Raw genomic sequence first — 24,475 nt, 5'->3', positions numbered from 1 at the left:
AGCAAACCTCGGAGTTGTGCGTTCTAATGGCAGTAGAACTGCTTGCTGAACCCATCTGCGATCCATGCCTATCCATCCATCCGAACCCGGCTGTCAAGCCTTTGCATCCTCCGCCCTGTTGGCTCGAACCCCCGCGTTTGCCTGAAGATGCCGGTTGGGATTTGCATTTCACTGTCCTCTGCCGCGGCGGCGGCCTGCAGCAGGGAGCTCCTGTCGGCGGAGTGGCATCGCCTGGAGATAGCGCCGGAGGTGGTGTGCCAGGAGCAGACGCTTTCCGGGCGGTTTTGTCTGCTCCTTCATCTCACGGAGGAGCGTGCGGAGGCCTGGATGCCCGGGTTTGACACTCTCAGTCTGGCCGACACGCTGAAACTCGATGTGGTTCGCTCCGATGACGACCTGCTGCGCGAGATCTGGCTTACGCTGCTGAATTCGCCGGGGCTGCTGGAGTTCCCCAGCGCGGAGGAGCTGATGGCCGCGGTGAGAATCCGCCGAAACATCGTGCGTCATGCCGAGCGCACCCGCCTGAACTTTCACACCTCCGCCATCGAGCGTCCGTCAGACTGCTGGCGTTATTCGGGCGAGACCGGTTTTGTGCTGATTCCCGGATGTCCTTTGATTGATTCCTTGAAAAAAGCCTGCCAGCCGGAGGCAGGCGGCCAGTGGTATTCCTTCTCATGCTACCGCGCCACCGAGTATGTGATCCTGCTCGCCATCGCCGAAGAGGCGCAGACCAGCCATCCGGAGCTGCTGCGCCTCCTGCAGGCGCAGTGGGAAAAAAAGGCGGTCTCCTCCGGCCTGTTTCACGAGATTTTCATGCACGAGCTGGGCACTTTGGAAGAGCCGCTTCCCATGCATTACTATGTGCCGGGAGACCGTGCATGGTTCCGCAATCCAGATACGCATTCATCGGATGTGCCCGGCTTTGAGGGCTCGTGGGTGTTCTATCTCGGCGGCGGCATGTTTGCCAATTTCTGGAAATGCAACCGGCCTTTCAACCTCCTGTCCAAATGCCTCGAGATCCATCACTGGCGCGAGGGCGCGTTTCGGGATGAGGAAGGGCAGTTGCAGATGGATGAGACCAAGGTGGAGCAGCTCGTGGCGCAGACGCTGCAATCGCCGGAGGCCACCGCGCGAGTGTTTGAGCGCATGCACCGCCTGCGCGATCCCCAGGGAGTCTATGCTGAGGGCGGCTGCATGGACGCCACACGGGAGGCTCCGAAGTATGTCCTGGCCCCGCACACGGACCTCATCCGGGCGCTGAAGGCCTTATAGCCGGATGAAAATCTTGCGGCGGTACAACCACAGCGTCACCAGCCAGAGCACGACAAAGGTGCAGATCCCGATGGTCACCGGCCTGAGTTCCGTGCCGAAGACATCAAACACGCGGGTGCCGAAGTGTTTCTGAAGGTTCTCGGAAAACCAGACATCCAGCGTGTGGCGCATCACATAAAAGGCCAGTGAGTTCATGCCCAGAACCACAAACGGGAAGGACCAGCGCCGCCACTGCCGGATGTCGATGATCTGGTACAGCCCCGCGAGAATGAGAAGGCTGAAGCCGCCGCTGAAAAAGACCCAGGCGGGTGTCCACAGCCGCTTCACAATAGGGCAGACGCCGCCAAAGTGCAGGATGAGGCTGAAAGCCAGGCTGGCCATGCCGGCGATGGCCAGCGTCCTGACCGGGCTGAGCCCCTGCTTGTTTGCCTGCCTAAGCCACGTCCCGGAGGTCAGGCCGAGGATCATGGTACAGATGGTGGGGATGAAGTTCAGTGTGGTGTAGCCGCCCAGGTAGCCTACATAGGGGTCCTCGCGCGGGAATTGGTTGAGCAGCCAGCGGTCAAAGCTCCAGCCCACATTGCGGTTGTGGTTCCAGTGGGCGAAGAAGCCGTTGAAGTCATTCTGCCAGCCCTCCGGTGTGTTGAAGTCCATGGGATTGACATGCGGCGGCATGACCGGATAGAGCGCATAGAGCAGCCAGTAGGCGATGAGAATGATGGCAAACCAGATCCACCGTGTACGGGGTTTGCAGTACGCCAGCGCAAACACCGCCATGTAGCCCATGCCGGTCTGCGTCAGTGTTTCGTCGAAGGTCCAGTGCGTGAGGTCACGGTCCACGCTGCGCAGAAAGATTCCCAGGAAGATCAGCGCCACCGAGCGCCACAAGGCGTGCAAAATCACGTGCCACTGCGACTGCCCCTGCTTCGTGCGCGATGAGACCGAAAACACCAGCGAAGCCCCTGTCAAAAAGGCGAAAGAGGGATGAATGAGGTCATTCACCGAAGCCCCCACCCAGGGAATGTGGGAGGAATGATAACCAAAAAACTGCCAGACGGCGCTGTTTGGAAAATGCTTCGCCACCTCGTCGAGCTCCAGCAGGCGCAGCCCCAGCAGAAACATCACAATGCCACGGTACACATCGATCGAGCCGATGCGCGGAGCCGCGGCTGGCAGGGTGGTTGGCGGCGGGGTGCTCACTGAATCGGTGGTCAGTAGTAGTGCTCCAGCTTGCGCTTGCTGACACGGTCGAGACTGGCGACGTTCGGGATGAGGTAGCGCGTGTTGCGGCGGTCAATGATGACCAGCCGGCCATGGCCCAGGCTTTGGATGCTTTCATCCGTCTCCACTTCAAAGCTGGTGTCGCCGCGGTCCGTGGTCACGTGCCATTCGTGCCCGTCCGCCAGCCGCACGATGCGGTGGATCACCTGGATGATGGGGACAAAGTTGCGCCTGTTCAGCGCCTCCAGCAGCAGCGTGCGCGAAGGCTCCGGCACGCTCTGCGGATCCTCAATGCACAGGATTTCACGCGAAGCTTCAGACTGTATGGAGATCCAGTGGTCCTTCTCGGTCAGGGGGAACATTTTGGCCGGATGTACATTCGCATGGCGGATGCCGGCGCTGTCCACCAGCGCCAGCCGGCCCTCGGCGTCCTTGACGAATTCAATGTTCAGCGGCTCCGGTGTGCTCATGCGTGATTCACCTCCATCATGGCCTGGTGCAGGCGCGCATAGGTGCCGCTGCTTCGCAGCAGCTCCTCGTGCGTGCCGATTTCCTTGATACGCCCTTCCTCGATCACCACCAGCCGGTTCGCCTTGCGCAGAGTGCCCAGGCGGTGGGCGATGGCGATGGTGGTGCGCCCTTTAACGAGATGATCCAGCGCCGCCTGGATCTCGCGCTCCGTTTCGGTGTCCACAGCGGAGGTGGCCTCGTCCAGGATCAGAATGGCCGGGTCCACCAGCAGTGCGCGGGCGATGCTGATGCGCTGGCGCTCACCGCCTGAAAGCTGCTGGCCGCGCTCTCCCACCATCGAGTCATAGGCGTCCGGCAGGCGCATGATGAAGTCGTGCGCACGCGCCGCACGTGCGGCGGCCACAATCTCCGCCCGCGTGGCCTCCGGCTTCCCGTAGGCTAGGTTTTCCGCGATGGTGCCGTAGAAGAGGTACGGCTCCTGCAGCACCAGACCCAGGTTTCGGCGGTAGTCCGTCACATCCACATCGTTCAGGTTAAAGCCGTCCACCAGCACCGCGCCGTCGCTCACTTCAAAGAAGCGGCAGGCCAGGTTCACCAGCGTGGTCTTGCCAGCGCCGCTGGGGCCCACAAAGCCCACCATCTCTCCCGGCTCAATCTTCAGATTGATGCCCTTGATGATCTCACGCGAGCCATGGCGGAACTTCACATCGCGGAACTCAATCTCGCCCCGCAGGCGGCCCACCTTGATGGGGTTGCTCTGGTCGTCCACGTCCGGCTTCACGTCCAGCACGTCAAAGATGCGGTGTGCGCTGGCGGCGGCCCGCTGCATGGAGGCGGTAAAGCGGCTCATGGAGTCCATGCGCTCATAGAAGCTGCTGATGTAGAGCACGAATCCGGTCAGCACCCCCACGGTGATGCTGTCATGCGCGACACTCCAGGCGCCCACCGCCCAGACGATCAGCAGCCCGATGTCCGTCAGCAGCTTGATCATCGGCGTGAAGAAGGACCAGGTTTTGTTCACCCGGTCATTCGTGTCAAAGATGTGCTTGTCCGCCACGCGGAAGCGCTCGATCTCCCGCTGCTCCTGAGCGAAGGCCTTCACCACGCGCACGCCGGGAATGGTGTCCGCCAGCACGCTGGTGAGCTGGCTGCCGGCGCGGCTGGCGGCGGCAAACCCGCCGCGCAGATGCTCGCGCACGCGCTGCACCAGCCACGCCACCACGGGCACCGGGCCCAGCGCCGCCACGGCCAGCATCGGATTGATGCTGAAAAGGATGACCGCCGTGAAGATGAACTGCAGCACGTCGCAGAAGAAGTCGATGAAGTTCACCGAGATGAACAGGGACAGGTTTTCCGTGTCCGAGCTGATGCGGGAGATGAGGTCTCCGGTGCGCTTTCGATTGAAGTAGGTGAGGGAGAGGCGCTGCAGGTGCTCAAAGGTCTCCCGGCGCATGCGGCTCGTCACCAGCTCGGCGATGCGCGCCACCACAAAGGTCTTGCCCCAGTTCAGCGCCCAGGTCAGCAGCGCGGCCAGCGCCAGCCCGGAGATGAACATATAGACCTTGTGCACATGCACGCGCTCGGTCTGGCTCTGCAGGGGAATGAGCACATCATCCACCAGCGACATGGTCAGCCATGGGGCGATCATCTGCGCGCCGGTGCTGGCCATCGTGAGCGCCAGCCCCAGGAGCAGCAGGCGGTACCACGGCCGGGAAAAGGTCAGCAGCCGGAACAGGGGCTTTCCGGGCGGCACATACTCGTCGGCAGTTTCGGCACCCTCGCTTTCGTCCTCCTCATCCTCCTCGGTCTCTTCAGTCCCCGGTTCCACGGCGATCTGCTCTCCGCTGAGAAGGCGGCGCTGCTCCCGGAAACGCGCCGCGAAGGACTCCGCCTGTCGCAGGGAGCCGGAAGTCACCCGCCATTGGCCGACGACGGTGGCATTGCCGATGAGCTGCAGCGCAATCGTCGCCCCCATCTCGTCCAGTTTGAAATCCTGCAGGTCCGCCAGTTTCCACGAGTCAAAACGGGGCTGATTGGTGCCGCGGTCCTCAAAATCCAGCAGGCGCATGTTGGTCAGCACGATGAGCCCGTGGCGAAAATGCAGCGCTGAATCCAGGTCCGTCATCAGGCGGGCCACCGTACGCTCGCCGGGCGCCAGTCTGGATTCGGCATGCTCCAGCAGGAGGTCGGAAGGGGCTTGGATGGGAGGATGCGGCAAAATGATGGCGGATCGTGTAACCCGCCGAACGTCCAATGTTACCGAAGCTTGTCAAACTGGTGCGGTTATTTCGCCATGGGGCCCCGCAAAGGACTGAAAGGAGCCTGATTTCCTCCTTAGTTTCCCTTGACCTCCTGCCGGTCTGTGGACAATTCCGCGCGGTTCCTCTCCTCCGCTTGCCCCACACAGTTCCATCCTGCGATCTCCGCTCCACCCTTGTTCGCAAAATCCTCGCTTTACGCGGCCCGAATCTCTGGGCGCGGGAGACCGTCCTGGAATGCAAGGTGGAGTTTCCCGAACTCACCGATTACGTGGCCAACTGGCGCTCCTGGCTGCTGTCCTGGCTGCCGGCGCTCGAGTCACAGCTCAGTGAGACCAGCATGACGCCTCAGGCGGAGTCTCTGGCGGCCCTGCTGCAGTCCATCACCCTCCATCTGCAGAGCCGTTCAGACCTCCAGGTCACCTTTGGCAAGGTGATGCCCACCTCTCAGCCGCTGACCTACCGCATCATCACCCAGTATGATGACGAAGTCGTGGCCCGTTCGGCGTTTGAACTGGCCCGCCGTTTGATCGATGCCGCGCTCTTCGGCCAGACCATGGATGTCAATGCGGCCATCGCCGAGCTCTGTGACCTGGCCAATGACATCTGTCTCGGGCCCAGCACCCGCGCCATGGCAGACGCCGCCCGCCTGCGTGGCATTCCTGTGAGCCGCCTGACCGAAGGCAGCCTCGTCCAGCTTGGCTGGGGCTCCAAACAGAAGAAGATTCTCGCCGCCGCCACCAGCCAGACGAGCGCCATTGCGGAAGACATCGTGCAGGACAAGGACTTCACCCGCCGCATGCTCAATGAAATCGGCCTGCCGGTGCCGCAGGGCCGTCCGGTGAGGAATGCCGAAGACGCATGGGCCGCCGCCAATGAGATCGGCCTTCCCGTGGTCGTGAAGCCGCTGGACGGAAATCAGGGCCGCGGAGTGGCCTTGAACCTCTACACCCGCGAGCAGGTCGTCACCGCGTATGAGGCCGCCCGGGAGGAAAGCCGTTCGGTGATTGTGGAGCAGTTTGCCGAAGGGGAGGACTACCGCGTGCTGGTGATCGGCCGGGAGCTCATCGCCGCCTCCCGCCGCTTTCCTGCGCATGTCATTGGCGATGGCGAGCACACCGTTCAGGAGCTCGTGGCCGAGAAAAACCGCGACCCACGCCGTGCCGCGGATCACGCCGCCGCGCTCAGCCGCATTCGCATCGATGCCGTGGCCATGGCAGTGCTTGCCGAGCAGGGCGTCACCCCGGAGTCGATTCCGGAAAAAGACCGCACCATCCTCATCCGCCGCAATGCCAACCTCAGCACCGGCGGCACCGCGGTGGACTGCACGGCGGAGGTGCATCCCACCATCTGCGCCGCCGCTGTCGAAGCTGCACAGATGGTCGGCCTGGATATCTGCGGCCTGGACATGATCGCACCGGACATCACGCAGCCCCTGAGCCCGCGCAACGGCGTCATCATCGAGCTCAATGCGCGCCCCGGACTGCGCATGCACCTGTATCCTTCCGAAGGCGAGCCGCGCCCCGTGGGCAAGGCGGTGATCGACACCATGTTTGCTCCCGAGTGCCGCGGTCGCATTCCCATCGTGGCCGTGACCGGCGTGAACGGTAAGACGACCACGACGCGTTTCATTGCGCACCTGCTCACGCAAAACAAATGGCGCGTGGGCCTGACGAGCACGGACGGTGTCTTTGTTGGCTCCCGCATGATCGACAGCGGTGACTGCAGCGGGCCGAAGAGCGCGCGCAGCATTCTCTCCTACCCGCTGTGTGACGCCGCCGTGCTGGAGACCGCCCGCGGTGGCATTTTGCGCGAGGGGCTGGCCTTTGACCATTGCGATGTCGCTGTCGTCACGAACATCGGCTGCGGCGACCACCTGGGCATCAATGACATCGACACTCCGGAGCAGCTCGCGGAGGTGAAGCAGTGCATCGTGGCCGCGGTTCCCGCAAATGGCAGCGCCGTGCTGAACGCCGCCGACCCGCTGGTGGTGAAGATGGCGGAAACCTATCCGCGCAGGACGATCTTCTTTGCCCTGGATGGCGAAAATGCGGTCATCGTGCTGCACCGGATCAAAGGCGAAAGGGCCATCTTTGTGCGCAATGGCAGCATCGTTCGAGCCACGGGGCCGACTGAGGACATCTTCATGCCGCTGAGCGAGATCCCCCTCACCCATGGCGGACGCATCGGCTTCCAGGTCGAAAACACCCTTGCTGCCGTGGCCGCGGCCTGGGCGCTGGGCCTTGATGATGATCTCATCCGCCAGGGCGCGCGCAGCTTTGTGCCCAGCCTGGATCAAAACGCCGGACGTTTCAACGTGCTCGATCTGAAGGGCATCACCGTCATTGTGGATTACGGTCACAATGTGGATGCGCTCCGCGCGCTGCTCGAAGGACTGCGCCAGTTTGAAAATGCGCGTCGCATCGTCGTTTACAGCTCCGCTGGTGACCGGCGCGACAGTGACATCATTGAGCAGGGCCGCATGCTGGGCACCGAATTTGACGAAGCCTGGCTTTACGAAGGCGACTACGTGCGCGGCCGTGAGTCAGGAGAGATCATGAAGCTCCTGGCCGCAGGCCTGGAAAATGCCGCCCGCACCCGGCGCGTGGAGTCCATTCTGGGACACCTGAAATCCGTCGATCTGGCGCTCGAATCCGCGCAGGCCGGAGATTTGGTGATGATCCAGGCGGACACGGCGGATGAAACGGTGCAGTATCTCAAGGAAAAATACGGCGCGAAGTGACATCAGTTGGTTTCCGCCCGATGAAATGCTTGCATGGGCACGCTGGATTCGGCTACTAGGAGCCTGCTCAAGCCATGACCACCACCACCGCCACTCTCCTCAGCATCGCCTGCGGCTATCTCTGCGGCTCAGTGCCGTTTGGTTATCTTGCCGGTCGTTTAAAAGGCATCGACATCCGCCAGCACGGCAGCGGCAACATCGGCGCCACCAATGCCATCCGTGTGCTGGGGAAGGGGATCGGCATTCCGGTCTTCATTCTCGACATGCTCAAAGGCTGGCTGCCGGTGTGGCTGGCGGCGGGCTGGATCGCGCAGACAGGTGCCTCTCCGGAAATGGTCTCCGTGGGCAAGGTGCTGACCGGCTTCGCCGCCGTGCTCGGTCACATGTTCACCTTCTGGCTCGGCTTCAAAGGCGGCAAAGGCATCGCCACCACGGGCGGCGTGCTGGCGGGCATTTCACTGGCCGGGATGATCGGCGGGTGGATCGGCTTTCTCACCTTCCTGTTCGCATTTCGCTATGTCTCGCTCGGTTCTCTGGCGGCGGCGGTGGGCGTGCCCACGGCAATGGCCATTCAGATGTGGCGTGAGGGTCGCTGGGACTTTGTGCTGCTGGGCTTTGGCATCGTGGTCATGATCCTCGCCTTCATCCGGCACCGCTCCAATATTCAGCGCCTGCTGGCCGGCACGGAGAGCAAGGCCTTTACCAAAAAGAAGCCGCAGTCATGATCCAGTCCGCCACAGTCTTCGGTGCCGGCAGCTGGGGCACCGCACTAGCCGCATTGTTGTCCTGGCGCGGGCTGGATGTGCAGTTTTGGGGCCGCGATGCCGAGCTCATGGCGCAGATCCGCGACACCCGCCGCAATGCCCGCTACCTTCCGGACCTGGAGCTTCCGCTAAAGATCACCGTCACGTCCGATCTCGGCTCATTGCGTCCTGCGGACATGCTCGTCTTTGTCATTCCTTCCAAGGCCACGCGCAGCACCGCGGAACTCGTGGCGCAAAGCGGCGCCGCCTCCAAGGCGCGGGTGCTCGTTTCCTGCTCCAAAGGCATCGAGCTCGAAACCGGCCGCCGCATGAGCGAGCTGATCGGCGAATCCATTCCCGGCGTTCCGCTGGCGGTGCTCACCGGCCCGAATCACGCCGAGGAAGTGGCTCGCCAGCTCGCCACCGCCGCCGTGGTGGCATGCGCCGAGGATGAAATCGCCAAAGCGGTGCAGGCCTGCTTCACACTGCCCTTTTTCCGCACCTACACCACGGACGACATCGTCGGCGCTGAATGGGCCGGGGCGATGAAGAACCCTTATGCCATTGCCTCAGGCATCGCCCATGGGCTGAAGCTGGGAGACAACACGCTCGCCGCGCTCGTCACGCGCGCACTTGCCGAAATGGTGCGCCTTGGTGTGGCCGAAGGCGGCAAAGTGGAGACGTTTTATGGCCTCAGTGGCGTGGGAGACCTCGTGGGCACCTGCTACTCCACCCACAGCCGCAATCACCGCGTGGGCGTCATGCTGGGGGAGGGCCGCCCGCTGGATGAAATCATCGCCAGCACACGCATGGTGGCCGAGGGCGTGCTGAACACCGCCAGCCTGCACCGCGCCGCACAGGCCCGTGGCGTGCGCATGCCGCTGCTGGATGAAATTTACGCCGTGCTGCATCAGGGTAAATCCCCCAAGGAGGGGATGAAGGCCCTGCTTTCACGCGACCCACGCCCGGAGGCCGATTGATTTTCCCATGGCTGATTCAAACGGTTACGAACTCCTCGACAGCGGCTCCTTCCAAAAGCTGGAGCGCTTTGGCAGCGTCGTGCTCTCACGCCCCTGCGCGCAGGCGGTCTGGCAGCAGACACTTCCCAAGGCCGACTGGCAAAAAGTGACCGCGACCTTTTTCCGCGACGGCGGCAATCAGTGGCGTGGCCGCGACAAGCTGCCCGAGACCTGGGCCATCGAAGTCGATGGCACCAAGTTTCAGCTCAGCTCGACCGATTTCGGCCACCTCGGCATCTTCCCCGAGCAGCGTGACCAGTGGCGGCGCATCCGCGAAGTCTGCACCGAGTATGCGAAGCGTCACGACCGCCCGGCGCGCGTGCTCAATCTCTTCGCCTACTCCGGCGGCAGCACTCTGGCCGCAGCGCATGCGGGGGCGGAAGTCTGCCATGTGGACGCCTCCAAGGGCATGGTCGACTGGGCGCGCAAAAACGCGGCGCTGAACGGTCTGGAAGAAAAACCCGTGCGCTGGATCGTGGATGACGTGACCAAATTTCTGGAGCGTGAACTGCGGCGCGACCGCCAGTATGACCTGCTGATTCTCGATCCGCCCAGTTATGGCCGCGGTGCCAAAGGGGAGGTTTTTAAAATCGAAAACGATCTGCCTCCGCTGCTTTCACTGCTGGGCAGGCTCATGTCCCAGCAGCCGCTTGGCGTTCTCCTCTCCTGCCACACCCCGGAGCTGACCCCCATATCTCTGCACCACCTGCTGGTGCAGCAGTTTGGCCGCAAGGGCGGCAAGGTGGAGCATGGCGAAATGCAGCTCCGCGGAGCCGCCGGCGTCCTGCCCGTCCCCAGCGGCAGCTTCGCCTGGTGGCTGGCCTGATTGGCATTCGACATTCCGCATTCGTCATTCGACATTTGGCGCGATGCTTCCATTTCTCCTCCGCCGCGCCTTCAGCAGCGTCATCGTGATCTTCTGCGTGATCTCGATCACGTTCGTGCTCGCGCGGATCACGCCAGGCGGACCTTTCGACAAGGAAAAGGAACCGCCGCAGCACGTCAAAGAGGCGCTGGAGAAAAAGTACAAGCTCAACGGCTCCCTGTGGGAGCAGTACATTTCCTATGTGTCGTCTCTCGCGCATCTTGATCTGGGGCTGTCCATCAAGTATCGCGATTGGAGCGTCGCCGAACTCCTCCGGCAAAAACTGCCAAACTCGTTTGTTCTGGGATCGGTGGCTTTCGTGATCGCGAGTGGTGCGGGCATTCTTCTCGGAACTTTGGCGGCGATGAATAAAGGCGCGTGGGTCGATCATTCGGCAATGATTGGCGCGCTGCTGGCCATTTCGATTCCCTCCTTTGTCAGCGGTCCGTTCTTGATCGCGCTTTTTGCCTTGTGGCTTGGCTGGCTTCCCGTCGGCGGCTGGGGGACAGTGCCGCAGATGGTGCTCCCTGCGCTTTGTCTCGCGGCCCCTTACGTTGCCTACGTCGCGCGTTTGATGCGCAACAGCCTTCTCGATGTGCTGAAAAGCGACTTCCTTCGCACCGCGCGTGCGAAGGGGCTCAGCGAAACGCAGGCCGTGGCCAGGCATGCGGCCAAGGTCGCCATTCTGCCCGTCATCACTTTCCTTGGCCCTCTCGCCGCGCACCTCCTCACAGGCTCGATGATCGTGGAGGTTGTCTTCAACATTTCCGGGGCGGGAATGATTTTCGTGAACTCGATTCAGAACCGCGATGTCTTTTTGCTGGGCGGTGCGGTCATTGTTTACTGCACCCTGCTGGTGCTCTTCAACCTCCTGGTGGACGTGATCTACACGCTGCTGGACAAACGCATCAAGCTCCATGCCTGAGGCCGCTGCTCCAGCATTCATCGCGCGGCCGGACGGCTGGCAGATCCTGAAGCGCAACCGCGCGGCTCTCATCGCGCTCGGATTTCTCGCGGCCTTGTCGCTTGTCGCCATTGTCGTGCCGATGCTGCTGCCCGAGGCGCTAAAGCTCACCAGCAGTGAGTCCCTGGCGCCGCCTTCCAACGCACACTTGCTGGGGACTGATGTGAACGGCCAGGACATGCTCTACCGCCTGCTTTCTGGCGCGCGTGTCTCCCTCGGCGTCGGCCTGGTCAGCGCGCTGATCAGCCTCGGCATCGGCACTCTTTACGGGATGATCAGCGGCTACGCGGGCGGCCGCGTCGACGGCGTGATGATGCGCACCGTCGAGGTGCTGCAGTCCGTGCCACGCATTCTCTTCATCATGATTCTCATCGCAGCGCTGGATGAATACATGAAGGAGTGGATCGACGGCTGGCGGCTGGCCGCGCAGGAGAAAAACTGGAAGGGGCTGGCCGAGGACATCAGCGCTTTGAAGGCCTACTCCAAGGTGCTGCTGATGATCGTGTCGCTGGGCCTCGTCGAATGGCTCACCATGGCGCGCATTGTTCGCGGCCAGGTGCTGGTGCTGCGGGAGATGACCTTTGTCACCGCCTCACGCGCCATGGGCCAGAGCCCCTGGGGTGTGCTGCGCCGCCATCTTCTGCCCAATCTGAGCACCATCATCCTCACCTACCTCACGCTCACCATTCCCGCCGTCATCCTTGATGAATCCTTTCTCAGCTTTCTCGGCCTCGGCATCGAAGACCCCGCCGCGAGCTGGGGCTCCCTGCTCAAGGACGGCGCGCAGGTCATCAACCCGCTCGAAAGCAAATGGTGGCTCCTCGTTTTTCCGGCTCTCCTCATGTCCGCCGGCCTCCTCGCTCTGAACTTTCTCGGCGATGGACTGCGTGATGCGTTTGATCCCAAGAGCGGCGAATGACGGGGAAACTGCAGGGCGCTGCCCTCAAGGCTCATCCTGGGGTTCTTCCTCATTCTCTCGCAGTTCTTCATTCAGAGCCTTTTCCAGATTCTCCAGGTAGGTGACCATGTCCGCCTCATTGATCGCCTGCTGCGCGGCATGCTCGTCAGGGTCGAGCACCCAAAGGCGCTCGGACGTGGTGATCTCGCATTCCGTCGTCTGTATCACTACGCGGCCGTTGAAGTCGCTGTACCACTCCAGATAAAGGGCGTTCGCCCACACCCAGGGAATCTCGTGAAACCGCTCTTCTCTAAGGGCCTTCTTCCATTCCTCCTCGGGTGCCAGAAGCTTCTTTACCTTCTGTGAGGCCGTGATGTCTCCCACCGATCCTGTCTGATTGAGTCGCAGCCCCTCATATTCCGGCTGCGGCTCGGGACTGGGGTTCAAAAAAGTGAGCCTGGAGCCCGCCACATCCGGCCAGGCATCGCCGTTTAGATCAAGGATCAGCGGCTCCTCACGGCCCAGCAGCCAGATGCGTCCGGTCACCCGGCCTTTGACGGTGTTGTCGATTTCACCACGAACGATGCATTTGTCGGGTCGCCAGGCCATGGAGGAAATAAAAGAACGGGAATGAGTCCTGCAACACAAGAAAGTGCAGTGGCCACACTTCTCTGCCATAAGCATGAAGTACACGGGTCTCTAGGGTGTCATCTTGGGGGCGGGCCAATGTTTTTTTCACGGCTTGTTGCAGACTGGAATTGCCAATGGCGCAGTCATTCCGTTACAAAAGCAGCATGATTCGTGCAGTTGTCTTTTTTTCCTTTCTCTGTGCCGCTCAGATCTCAGCCCAGGAGGCTGCACCGCCCGAGGCATTGAAATACCATGAGCTGCTGCGCAAGCGCCCGCAGGCCGGCACCCTGTTCGACCGTTTTTACGATGCCTGGCTCGGCAGCGGCACGGCGGAAACTCTGGAGGCCTTTTTGAAGGCGAAGGCTGCTGCTCCAGAGGCGAGCACGGCGGACCAGCAGGTGCTCGCGCTGCTGTACACACGGCGTGGCAATGACGCCGGGGCGCTCGCGGCTCTGGATGCCGCCCTCAAACTCGCGCCTCAAAATGCCGAGGCCTGGTATGAAAAGGCGCGGGTGCAGGGCCGCATGCTGGACTTTGACGGCGCTTTGAAGAGCCTGGCGGCGGCCGCTGCCGCACAGCCCGCAGACCGCCTCCGCATCGAAATCGCCCGGCAGCAGGGACGCATGCTCCTGCGGCTCGGCCGCACCCCGGAGGCTCTGCAGGCCTGGCAAAGTCTCGCGCAGCAGCATCCCGACGACCTCGACCTCGTCGAAGAAATCGTGGAGCTCATGGCGGAGGAGGGCTTGTATGCCGACGCATCGTCGCAGGCAAAGTCACTGGTCGAGAAAACGCGCGATGCCTCGCAAAAGCTCGCACGACAGCTCCGCCTGGGCGATCTTCTTCTCCGCTCTGAAAAACGGGATGAAGCCCTGGGCGTTCTGGAGGCGGCCCTGGCACAGAGCGGGCAGGATTCCTGGGTGGAGGCGGATGTGCTCTCCCGCATTGACCAGGTGTATCGTCGTGAGGACGACATCGAGGCGCTGAAAGTGCGGCTGCAGGCGCTGTTCACCGCGCACCCGTCACGGGCCGCGGTGGCCGTTCATCTGGCGCGTGTGCTGGCCAGTCTCGGCTCCAAGGAGGAGGCCGCGAAAATCTTCACCACCGTGCTGGCGCGCAATCCAGGACGCCGCGATTTGCAGGAGGCCTACATCACGCTGCTTGAAGACATGGAGCGCATCTCCGAGGCCGTCGTGCAGGCCCAGGTGGTCGTCACCCAGAATCCGGATGACAAGGAGTCCCTCATCCATCTCGCCACCTTGCAGCAGCGGGATGGCAAAACAGATGCCGCTCAGGCCACACTGGACATCTTCCTGAAGAAGAGCGCGGTCAATGGCGCCACACCGGATCATGACCAGCTCCGCGTGGCGCGCCTGCTGGAAAGCTGGGAGCTCAAGGATGCGGCGCGCAAGGCGTATGAAAATCTGCGGGAGGCGCATCCGGAAAGCATTTCCGCGCGTGAAGAGCTGGCGCATTACCTGCACCGCAGCGGTGACGATGAAGCGGCCCTGCCCATCTGGCAGGACCTGGCAAAAACAGGCGGTGTGGAGGACATGCTGCGCATCGGCCAGGCCCTCATCGCCCATGGCAAGGCGCGCGAAGCCCAGGACATCCTGGCCGGGCGGCAGGCGGATTTCGCCACCCAGCCGCGCTATCTCGCCCTGCTGGCGCAATGCGCACTGACCAACAAGGACAACGAGAACGCGGTGAAGTGGTCGCGTGCCCGGCTGGCGCTGACCACCGACGCCGCGGCTTTGCAGGAGGCCGTCAGGCAGGCGCACATCGCGGTGCGTGAAGCCAAGGTCGAAGCCGCGACCATCGCGGACCTGGAGCAGGCTGGGGCCGCCATCACGCTGCCAAACCGCTGCCTGCTTTCCGAAATGCTGGAAGAGGCCGGCCGGTCAGAGGCTGCGGAAGCCGCCCTCAAAGCCGCCGATGCCATCCCCGAGCAGCAGCTCATGCTGGGTTCGCAGCTCGTGCGTCTGCTCGAGATCCGCCAGGAATGGTCGAAGGCCGCCGATGCAGTCGCGGCCCTGCTGCAACTGCCCGGCGGCATGACCAGTGACCGCACACGCCAGCTCGTGTCCTTGCGCCGCCGCGGTCTGGAGACGGACAAGGCGCTCGCGGCCATTCCAGACTGGAAGAAGCTCTCACCCGGAGCGGTGCAGCCCTGGCTGGAGGAGGCGGGGCTGCTCATGGAGCAGGCAAAGGAATCCGCCGCGCTCGATGTGCTGCGCGCCGCAGCCCGCAAGTTTGCCGATGACCGCGAGGTGAAGTCCCAGCTCGCCTCCTTTCTGGCGCAGGCTGGAAAGGCTGATGAAGCCGCGCAGGTGTACATGCAGTTGTATGAGCAGACGGAAGATGTGGTGGCGCGCATGCGCGTGCTGGCGCCTCTGGCGCAGATGTCGCAGCTTCAGGGCACCCTGCCAAAGCTGGTGGAAGACTTTCAGCAGCGCCAGCGGCAGAACCGCGCCAGCGCCCAGCCCTGGCTCGCCCTGGCGGAGATTCACCGCGCCACCAACAAGGATGAAGAACGCCGCCGCTGCCTCTATGAGGCTTCACGCCTGCGGCCAAAGGATCTTCAGTTGCTCACAGAAATCTCCCGTTGCGAAGAGGAGAACGGTCTGGAGGCGGAGGCGCTGCGCACTCTCCAGGCCGCCGCTCAGCTCGACAAAACCAACGCCACCCGGCAAAAGATCGCCCGGCTCATGATCGCCACGGGCGATGAAGACGCGGGTTACCGCCTGATGTTTGAAATCGCGGGCGGTTCATCCGGCGACGCCCGCACGCTGGAGCAGATGGCGGATTCGCTGTGCGAGCAGGGAGAGTGGGAGCGTGCCATCAAGCTGCTGGAGCCCGTCCTGCCCCTGCACCCGGCGGACTATCGTCTCCATTACCTGCATGCCGTGGCGCTGGAGGAGAGCGATCACCGCCCCGCCGCGGTCAATGCCTTCATGCACTTGCTCGAAATGCATGAGGAGCTTCCCGCCGTGCTTGCGGCCGCCGCCGCCCGCTCCGCCACGGCACAGCCCGCCAGCTACAGCGGTGAAATACGCGACCTGCCCGCCGGAGCCGCCGAATGGATGCAGCTCCCTCGTGTGGCGCACCAGGCCTATGAGTACCGGCAGAAGCAGATGCGCGGAGGGTATGCGAAGGTCGGCAGCGGCACCTTGTATCTTGGCTCGGGTTTCAATCCCTCGGCCGCGACGTCATTGCCCGCCGGCTGGCTTCAGCAGCCGGCCAATGTCACCAATCTTTCCGCCTTCGCGCTCTATCACCTTGTGGAGATCGGGCAGGGACTGGGGGCGGAGGAGAAAAAAGCCCTCATCGCCGGTCTGGACGCCGCGGGTCTGCGCGACTCCGCCCTGCTGCTGGAGGTGCCGGTATATCAGGGGCAGATGGGCATACCGCTGGACCTGCTGGAGCAGCATCCGCAGCACGCGGCGCTGCATGCCCTGTGGCTCATCAATCAGTCGATGATCACCCCCGACACGCTGCCAGTGCTGCAGCGCTGCATGGACATGTTCAAAACCCGCCATCCGCTGCTGGCCTTCCAGGTGGGCATGCATGCTCTAGTGTTGGATGAAAAGGAGGCCCTGGCTCTTGTCGGCGATGCGCTGCAGGTCGCCGAAAACATCCGTGCGGACGACCCCCACGCCTTGTCGATGCTCCTAAGCGGCCTCACACGCTCCGGCTCGCTGCAGCGCAGCGAGCCTCTGCCAGAGACAGTGATGACGCGGCTTGTCAGCCTGGGACGTCAGTGGTTGAAGGCACCTGGCCGCGTGCTGAGGCCGAACCAAGTGGACTACACCGGCCTGCAGTTCATCCAGGCTGTCAGCACCCTGAAGCGCTGGGATGATCTCGCCGGCGTCCTTGAGGAGGACAATGCACGCATCCTGAAACTCCCTTCCACGCCGCAGCCTGCGGCCATGATGTTTTACTCCGGCGGCTATGGCGGCTACTCCCAGGTGCAGCCCCAGCCGCTGCAGCCTGCATGGAGCGGACTGGACGTCTCCGCCCATCACGCCGCTGTCATCGCCTCGCTGCAAAATGCCAGCGGCGCTTATGCTGCCATGTATCAGAGCGGGATCGAAACAGGCGTGGTGCCAGATGAGCCTGAAATCCGCGCGGGGCTTCTGCGCACTGCGGCACGGCTCACCGTGCCGGGCCTGAAGACCGTCATGAATCTGCGCCTTCATGACATGGCCGCTGTCAACACCGCTGTGGAGACCCTGCTGAAGTCGCCCGGACTGGGGGTGGACCACTGGCTGTTTGCCGCATGGCTTGCCCAATCGCAGGGCAGTTGGGAGAAAACCATTTCTTTCCTGCATGAAGCCTCCAGGCTGAAGGCCGCACCGGCTCAGCGGCGCGGCATCGACAGCGCCATTCTCTACGCCGTCACACGCATTCCGGGGGAAAAGACTCCCGAGGTGCGCTCCGCCGTGCAGGCCTGCATCACCCGCATGCTGGTCGGCTCCATGCAGGTCCAGGAGCGCCAGATTCTGGCCGGCATTGCCACTCAGGCAGGTCTCGCTGAGCAAGCTGCCGAATTGCAGAAAGCCATTGGCACCTCCCGTGTGCCGGTGTCGGCGGCGGCCAGCCCCTATTCGCGCAATGTCGCCTCCCAGCGCGGCTCAAACGCCGCCGCCACCATTCCCCGCCTGCTCTCCACAGGCAGGCAGGATGCCGCCTTTGCAGAGCTCAAACGTCAGATGAAACTCCTCGCCGCCGAGTGGCTTGGTCAAAACTGGAGCGGCGCCATGAACAATGCGCACAACCTCCGTCAGACTCTGGAGTCCAAACAGATCAACATGCGCTTCTTTGAGCAGCTCGAGGCTTCTGCTGGCCCCGGCTGGCATCAGCAGCTCGAGCTCGGCGCGTTTTTTGAGCTGATGGATCAGGACGACCGCGCGCGCGCATGCCTTCAGCGAGTGGTGAAGGACAATCCGCGGTCATGGGTGGCGCATTTGAGGCTGGCGGTGCTGCTCGCCTCGCAGGATCAGTCCTCGGCCTTGAGCCATCTCATGGCCATTCCAGACACCGAGATACGTCAGTTCATCCAGCGCCTCACGTATGAGGCGGGCCGGTCGCACATGGAGTCTTCCTCCTTTGAGCAGCGTCTTGCCTTGATCAGGCTCCTCTCCGTCTGGATCGAGCGGCACTTCAATCCCAAAGTGCGCATGGATCCCATGCTGGCGCAGCTTCTCATGAACCTGCCCCAGCAGGTGCAGCAGGGGGAATGGAATGACCCGCTGCGCTTTCCGGCGCTGTATGATCTCATGAACAGCTTTGGAGAAATCACCCCCGCAGGCAAAAAAGCACAGGCACAGCTCCGCGCCGCTCACGACGAGCTTTGCAAGGCCATGATCCACGTTCCGGTGCTGGCGGAAGGCGGATTCGCTCCTCTTGCAGGTCTCGTCGAGAAAAACCGGGAGCCCCTGGAAGCGCTGGAGCCTCTGGCCCGTGAGGCTTTGGAGCGTCAGGCATGGTCGCGCCGCAGCATGCCTGCGCTCGGCTACTGGTACGGTCGTTCTCAGCGCCGCTTTGCCGGCGGCAATCAGATCGCGCTGCCGCATCCGGAAGATGTCCTGCTGCGCGCGCTCGCCCAGAAGGGGCAGATGGACCGCCTCGAAACAGATCTGCTCCCTTTGATCCAAAACGCCCAGGGCGCCGCCTCGGTGAAACAAACCCGTGCCTACGCCAGCCTCTTCACCTGCACAGAAAAGGATTTTCCCCAGGCTGCGAAGGAGTGGATGCGGAGCCAGGCACCTTACCCCGACTCCAGCAGCGGCCAGGAGATCACACGCATCTGGGCCCAGCGCAAAATCGGCGCCCCGATCCACGACTTCTTCATGGACCGTCTGCGCAATCCGCAGCTCGGCGTCAACACCAATGAACTGGCCGGTTACGTGCAGATTCTCAGCGAAAACGGCCATCAGGACGAAGCCGTCGCCTTTGCGCGCCAGTTGCGCGACCTGTGGCTGGGCAGGGATGTGGAAAAACGTCGGCAGGTGCTGGCAGGTCACTTCAAGGAAATGACGGGCGGGCGCCGCAGCTTTGGCTGGATGGGCATGTCACAGCAGGGGCCACGGCCGGAGATGTATGTCTCCTTCCACAGTGAGCTGCTCAATCAGCGCTGTTTTGTTGCCATCGAGCTGGCGGAGGAGGACCACTTGCTCGACGAGCCCTTGGTCTTTCAACAGCTTTCGCTGGCAAACGATGCATTTGTCAAAGGTTCGTCAGAGAAGTTTCTTGCCTCGCTGGATGCGCTGAAGCTCCTCGCTCCGGCGCCCTCCTGCCGCTTCTGGTTCAGCCAGTCAGACCGGGCTCACACGCATCTGGGGAGAGTCCTGGACAGGCTGGGCAGCTCAAATGCCAAAGAGGAGCGTGAACGCCTGATAAAGTTGATCAATGCCCGGAAGCCGCAGACCTTTGGCGCTGATCTGTTTGTGTCATTCCTGGAGGAAGACTATCAGAAGAGGGCGGTCGTGCTGCCTCAATTTCTGAAACGCCGTGCCGGTGAGCTTTCGCAGCTCTCGGCTCCCGCCAAACGTGAGCTCACGGCTTTCCTGCGCCAGCACGTGCGTGGCTACCCCGGCATCCTTGATGCCGAGACCGCGCGCCTCATCGCGCCGCTTCAGGCCGCCGAGAATTCACAGTCCGAAGAAACGGCCGATCGCATTCTCGCCGCCAGCACCGTGGAGGGGGCGGGCGTCGAGGAGTACCATTTCCCAAGGCAGGTGACGAAGATCATTGCGGAGCTGGCGCGCACCGACCGTGAGAAGGCCGTCAGGCTGCTGGAGCACAGCATCAAACTCATGAAAGGAACGCAGCAGTACCTGCAGTCTCTTCGGCAGCCGGGCAGCGGCAATGCTGTGGCCGAAATGATCAAGGCCATGGGCCGGGCGCCGCAGTTGATGAATGAAGTCGTCGCCCTCGCTGAGAAGGAGCATCTGCCGGAGAGCTGGCTGCGTGAGTTTGGGTATGCCATGGAGCAGGACAACGCCCTGGCGGACAAAGACCACGTCCTCGCGCTGTTCACCAGCACGCCCTTTGTCGCTGAAGCCGGAGCTTTTCGCAGCTTCGCCATCCCTGAAGGCTCCCTCCTTTCACACCTCACCTCCAGTCTGGGCAGCGGCAGTCATAAAGCGGCCCGTGATGCGCTGCAGGCAGACCTCAAGGCCCGCCAGCCGCAAACCTTTGGCGTCAGGCTGTCGCTGGCGCTGATTTCAGGGGCAGGCGCTCAGAGGGACGCCTTTATCAAGGAAAGCTCCGCCGACTTTGCCAGTCTCAATCCTCGGGAGGCCGTCGGTCTGTTGCAGACTTTTGCCTATCGCGAATCCAAGTTCCGGCACCCTGAACAACTGCCAGCGGATCTTCAAGCCGCGCTCGAGCCCCTGCTGAAAGCATGCGCGGCCAGCGATGAGGAGCTGCGCCGTGCCCTGCTCGCCTCGACCACGCCGATGGCTTACAATGACATTGAGGGCCTTGCCGCTCTGCTGCGTCGCATCGCGCAGCGCGACCGTGCTCCTGCCGTGGAGCTCTTTGACAAGGTCACCCTGCTGGTTCTGGCCGGACACCGCGGCCAGAACTACGGCGGCTCAGGCGCCGGCCTCCTCGGTTACTGGCTGCGCGAAGCCGCCGGCATCCCACAGATCTTCAGCCACGCCATGAAGGCGGCTGAAGCTCAGGGCATCCTGGGAGAGCGCGACTGGATGCAGGGGGTCGGCAGTGAGATCACCGAAGACAGCCAGTTGCAGAATGCCGGCACCGTGCGCATGTTCATCGACGGCTCCGCCATGATGGCGGACATCAAGGACTTCCGTTCTTATGTCATGGAGAAGGATGCAGACGGGTCGATCCTGGGCCGCATCGCCCGCTATGTGCGTAGCCGCAAGGAAGTGCAGGCGGAGATCAGCACACATCTGACTCAGCTCAAGCCGGCCACCTTCGGCAGTGAGCTGCTGCTGGCCATGATCCAGGACCAGCCCCAGCCAGCGCTTGTGGGGTTTGTGAAAAAACACACGGCGGAGATTTCCTCCATGCCAGCGGAGCAGAGTGACGGCTTGACGATGGCCCTTGAGCCCGCCCTGACCCCGCTCAGCATCTATGCACGTGGCGTCCCGGCGCTCGAAACCATGCTCAAAACCCAGGCGCAAAAAGCCAGGGACGCCGCGGACACCCTGCTGGCCTTCAAGAACGTGGACAGCCTGCATCGGAACGGCAACAGCGACGAACAGTTTGCGCGTTCACTCGCCCTCATCGCCCAGCATGAGCCTGCACGCGCACGTGAGGTCTTCGCGCACCTGCTCAAGCTTTACGACAGTTATCCCGACACATCCTCCAGCGGAAACCCCGCCTACACTTATCCGGCCCGGTTCTTGTCCGCCCTTTACATCGATCCCGGCTTGTGGCCCTTGCGCTCACGCGAGGCCACGGCGCGCAAACTTTCCTCCGACCGTGACTGGCGCGCCGGCCCCTCCTGCGATTCCTGCTTCAACGGGCATGAGACGGACGCTGTCTTCATCATCGACGCCTGCACCCGGGCCGGCTGGTTTGCTGACGCCGCCGCCTTTGACCCTCTGCCTGGCTGTGGTGGCATGACTCATGAAAGCCTGCTTTCGGCGTTTCTGGACAGCCTCTGGAAATCGAAAAAACGTGAGCCCATCCGCGCCATCCTGCGCAAGCACATCGATGCGCAGACGAAGCCCGCTTTCGGCATGGCCTTCATTCGTGCCATGGTGGATGAAAACAGTCCCGCGGGCATGAAGGCCTTCGCAGACGCGCATGCGGCTGAGTTTGCGCAAGTCCCCAGGCCGGCGCTTTTCGCGCTGTATGACATCGCAGCCAGCCGCTCCGGCGTGCTCGCTGATCCATCCATGCTGCCCGCACCTGTCCGCGAAGCCCTGAAGCCCATCCACGCGGAGCGCATCAAACAGGAGGAATCCTTCCGTGATCAGGTGCTGCAGTCCAGGCCCTTCTCCAGCTTCAAGCTGAGCGAGAACGGCTTCGTCACCGAGTGGCGCAAGGCGCTGGCGGAGCGGCTGCGTGCCAGTGATTGGGATGGCGCGGCGGCCCTCTTCAACAAAGGCATGCAGATCATGGAGGAGCAGCAGCTGGAAAAAGGCTGGGGCAGCGGTGGCAGCAACAACGGCTGGACCCTGCGTTCCGGCCTGCTGGAGGACTTCTGCCAGTCCAGCCTCACCGGCAACGTCGTCGGATTTGCGCTCAAACTCTTTTATGAGGATGAGTCCACACGCCTCCAGCACAGCGGCTGGCATACCAAGTACGGCTGGGGCCGCTGGATGGAGATGCGCTGGACCACTTTTGGCGGACGGGCGGATCCGGGTGCCGCCGCTGATGCCCTGATCAAAGAGCTCACTCCGCTGGTGCCTGCGGAGCGCACCGCGCTTCTGGCCCTGGGATTTCACAATTTCCTCACACGCCTGTGGAAGTCTGATGCGAGTGCCGTCGTCGCCTGGGCCGAGCAGCAGCGGGCTTCTGGCGCGCGGCAGGCGCTGCTGCGTGAACTGGCCACTGCGGGAAGGCTTTATCTGGAGGCGGATCCCTCCGGCATGCCGCCAGATGCCACCTGCGCCATCGGCAGTACTCCGGTGCTGGATCTGCTCTGGAAGCACTACCGCAAAGCCATGACGGATGAAAAGCTGCCGCCACGCGTGCGTGTGGCGCTGGGCCATCATCTCTGCGCCACTTATCCCCTTGCCGTGCCGCCGGAGATCGTGCTGGCCGCCGCTCGCGTGACTGCGAGGGAAAACGAAGTCGTGCATGCCGTGCATGGCTACAATGTGGCGCATATCGGCCGCCGCTTTGCGCTGCTGCCGGTGAATGCCGAGTGGCACGAGATCGCGCAAAACTTCTGGGATGGATGGGTGCGCCGGATGAGCTTCCAGCAGCAGCCCGCCAACCGGGGCCAGTTCTACGGCGTGTACAATGAGCCCTTGTTCGCCATGCTGCAGATCGCGGCGCGTGCCAAAAAAGACGCCTGGATCGACCGTCTGCTCAATGAAGACGCGCCCAGTCTCAAGTCCATGCGCACCACCATCGCGGTTCTGGCTCTCGCCGGCGCCGAAGCCAGGGCCGCCGAACTTCTGAAGAAGCACGCCGCTGAAATGACGGACTGGAACTCCGCCATCTACAGATGGGAGCCCTCCATGCAGCCGCACATTGCCACTCTGGCGAAGGCCTGTGATGATCCCGGCCTCGCATTGTTTGGAGAAGTCATCCTTGCCGAGGCGCAGGACTGGAAGCCCGCCCTGGTCAATGCATTCAAATCTCCCACCACCTTCGAGCAGCGCATCGCCGCCCTGGCTCCCCGCATTGCCTCCACTTCTTTCTCATCGGAGGCCCTGCGCGTCCAGGTGGCCAGCATTGTCGCCAATTATGCTCCGGTGGCCGCCCGCGATCATCTCAAGGACCTGCTGAGCGCCGCCGCGCAAAAGCAGCCCGTCGTCGAGCTCGCGGACATGCAGCGAAACGGAGCACGAATGCACGCCTCCTATGTTCACGGTCTGGTCATTGCCTCCCGTGCGGCCGCAGGTGATGACGGCGCCGCCAGACGCGCCTTTGACGACCTCGCCGAGCTCAAGTCCGACGCCAACAGCCACCTCATCGCCTCCGCCCGCAACGACCTCGCCAGTGCCTTGAATGATGCGGTCACGGAATTCTGGAAGAACGGACAGGCCAGGGAGATCAAGCTCTGGCAGCCCCTGTTCGAGCATCTCCTGCAGCAGCGCGGTCCTGCGGACGACCACAGCGGTTATGCCGCCAGCCTGCTCATGGCCCTGCTGGCTGCCGCGCCGGATGACACGTCGAGCGCCTACAACCAGCAGCTTTCCCAGGAGAAAAAGACCGTGTTTGTGAAGGCGCTCAGCCGGAAAAACACCGTGATCTCCGCCACCGCCGCCCTTGCGGGCCGGGAAGGCTCTCCCGCGCGCCTGCCTGCTGTCCGCCGCGCGCAGTTCGTGATCAATCTTCTCAATAATCCCTTCATAGGCCGCATCGGCCAACCCTTCCAGCTCATGATCCGTGAGCATCGCATCCTTACGCCCCAGGAAGCCACGGCTCACGCCTCCGCCATTGCCCTCGCCTCCCCGCGGGAGGGGCGCACAGCATTGGAGCTGGCTGACTACGCGGTTGAGGCAGGCAAGCCGGATCTCGCCTTTTCGCTGCTGACCAAGGCGGTCACGGACGCCGCGGGCGCCTCATCCACCACCTTCAACATTCTAGTCCGCCGCCTCTGCCTGGAGATCCGCCAGCACAAAAAACAGGAGGCCGCCGAGACGCTGCAGCAGGTGCTCAAGCATGACCTCGCCGCAGGGCGAAAGATGGAGCTGGCGTCCCTTCAAAAACTTGCCGCCGCCATGAAGTGACAGG

The 24,475-nt window shown here is 62.8% G+C and carries 12 protein-coding genes; 8 read left to right on the top strand and 4 right to left on the bottom strand.

Annotation, left to right across the window (positions count from 1 at the left end):
- The first annotated feature begins 147 nt into the window (after positions 1-147).
- Entirely contained in the window at positions 148-1,272 is a 1,125-nt protein-coding gene (locus ACILSQ_RS05735; RefSeq protein ID WP_395742630.1) for a hypothetical protein, read from the top strand.
- Here ACILSQ_RS05735 and ACILSQ_RS05730 read toward each other — a convergent pair.
- From ACILSQ_RS05730 to ACILSQ_RS05720, 3 genes are read right to left on the bottom strand one after another with little or no spacing between them, the layout of a single operon-like run.
- Positions 1,267-2,472 carry an acyltransferase family protein gene (locus tag ACILSQ_RS05730; protein ID WP_395742629.1) on the bottom strand — a complete coding sequence of 402 codons (1,206 nt, stop codon included), beginning with the start codon at positions 2,470-2,472 and terminating at the stop codon, positions 1,267-1,269. The two genes, ACILSQ_RS05735 and ACILSQ_RS05730, sit on opposite strands and share 6 nt — an antisense overlap.
- A gap of 11 nt (positions 2,473-2,483) precedes the next feature.
- On the bottom strand, positions 2,484-2,963 hold the full coding sequence (locus ACILSQ_RS05725) for a DUF1854 domain-containing protein (protein ID WP_395742628.1): 480 nt from the start codon (positions 2,961-2,963) through the stop codon (positions 2,484-2,486).
- Complete coding sequence (locus ACILSQ_RS05720; RefSeq protein WP_395742627.1) at positions 2,960-5,182, bottom strand: ABC transporter ATP-binding protein; 2,223 nt, start codon at positions 5,180-5,182, stop codon at positions 2,960-2,962. The genes ACILSQ_RS05725 and ACILSQ_RS05720 overlap by 4 nt, the downstream gene beginning before the upstream one ends.
- 176 nt (positions 5,183-5,358) lie before the next feature.
- On the opposite strand from ACILSQ_RS05720, the gene cphA reads away from it, so the two are divergent.
- The 6 genes from cphA to ACILSQ_RS05690 all read left to right on the top strand — a co-directional run bounded on the left by cphA (position 5,359) and on the right by ACILSQ_RS05690 (position 12,475).
- The gene (gene cphA / locus ACILSQ_RS05715; RefSeq protein ID WP_395742626.1) at positions 5,359-7,965 is read left to right on the top strand and encodes a cyanophycin synthetase; all 2,607 of its coding nucleotides are present in this window, start codon (positions 5,359-5,361) and stop codon (positions 7,963-7,965) included.
- Between the two features lie 74 nt (positions 7,966-8,039).
- Positions 8,040-8,690: a glycerol-3-phosphate 1-O-acyltransferase PlsY gene (gene plsY, locus ACILSQ_RS05710; RefSeq protein ID WP_395742625.1), complete on the top strand. Its 651-nt coding sequence runs from the start codon at positions 8,040-8,042 to the stop codon at positions 8,688-8,690.
- On the top strand, positions 8,687-9,688 hold the full coding sequence (locus ACILSQ_RS05705; RefSeq protein WP_395742624.1) for an NAD(P)H-dependent glycerol-3-phosphate dehydrogenase: 1,002 nt from the start codon (positions 8,687-8,689) through the stop codon (positions 9,686-9,688). Before plsY ends, ACILSQ_RS05705 begins: the two co-directional genes overlap by 4 nt.
- 7 nt (positions 9,689-9,695) lie before the next feature.
- Positions 9,696-10,553, top strand: a complete 858-nt coding sequence (locus ACILSQ_RS05700) for a class I SAM-dependent methyltransferase (RefSeq protein WP_395742623.1) — start codon at positions 9,696-9,698, stop codon at positions 10,551-10,553.
- 43 nt (positions 10,554-10,596) lie between these two features.
- A complete protein-coding gene (locus ACILSQ_RS05695) occupies positions 10,597-11,517 on the top strand; it encodes an ABC transporter permease (protein WP_395742622.1) in 921 nt (306 codons plus the stop codon).
- Complete coding sequence (locus tag ACILSQ_RS05690; protein ID WP_395742621.1) at positions 11,510-12,475, top strand: ABC transporter permease; 966 nt, start codon at positions 11,510-11,512, stop codon at positions 12,473-12,475. Before ACILSQ_RS05695 ends, ACILSQ_RS05690 begins: the two co-directional genes overlap by 8 nt.
- Positions 12,476-12,499: 24 nt before the next feature.
- On the opposite strand, the gene ACILSQ_RS05685 is transcribed toward ACILSQ_RS05690, so the two are convergent.
- Positions 12,500-13,063, bottom strand: a complete 564-nt coding sequence (locus ACILSQ_RS05685) for a hypothetical protein (RefSeq protein WP_395742620.1) — start codon at positions 13,061-13,063, stop codon at positions 12,500-12,502.
- A gap of 185 nt (positions 13,064-13,248) precedes the next feature.
- Between ACILSQ_RS05685 and ACILSQ_RS05680 the strand changes: the two genes are divergently transcribed.
- Entirely contained in the window at positions 13,249-24,471 is an 11,223-nt protein-coding gene (locus ACILSQ_RS05680; protein ID WP_395742619.1) for a hypothetical protein, read from the top strand.
- Positions 24,472-24,475: the final 4 nt, after the last annotated feature.

This window comes from Prosthecobacter sp. (assembly GCF_044227185.1).
In the GTDB taxonomy this organism is placed as follows: domain Bacteria; phylum Verrucomicrobiota; class Verrucomicrobiia; order Verrucomicrobiales; family Verrucomicrobiaceae; genus Prosthecobacter.
This window is presented reverse-complemented; position numbering and strand designations above follow the sequence as displayed.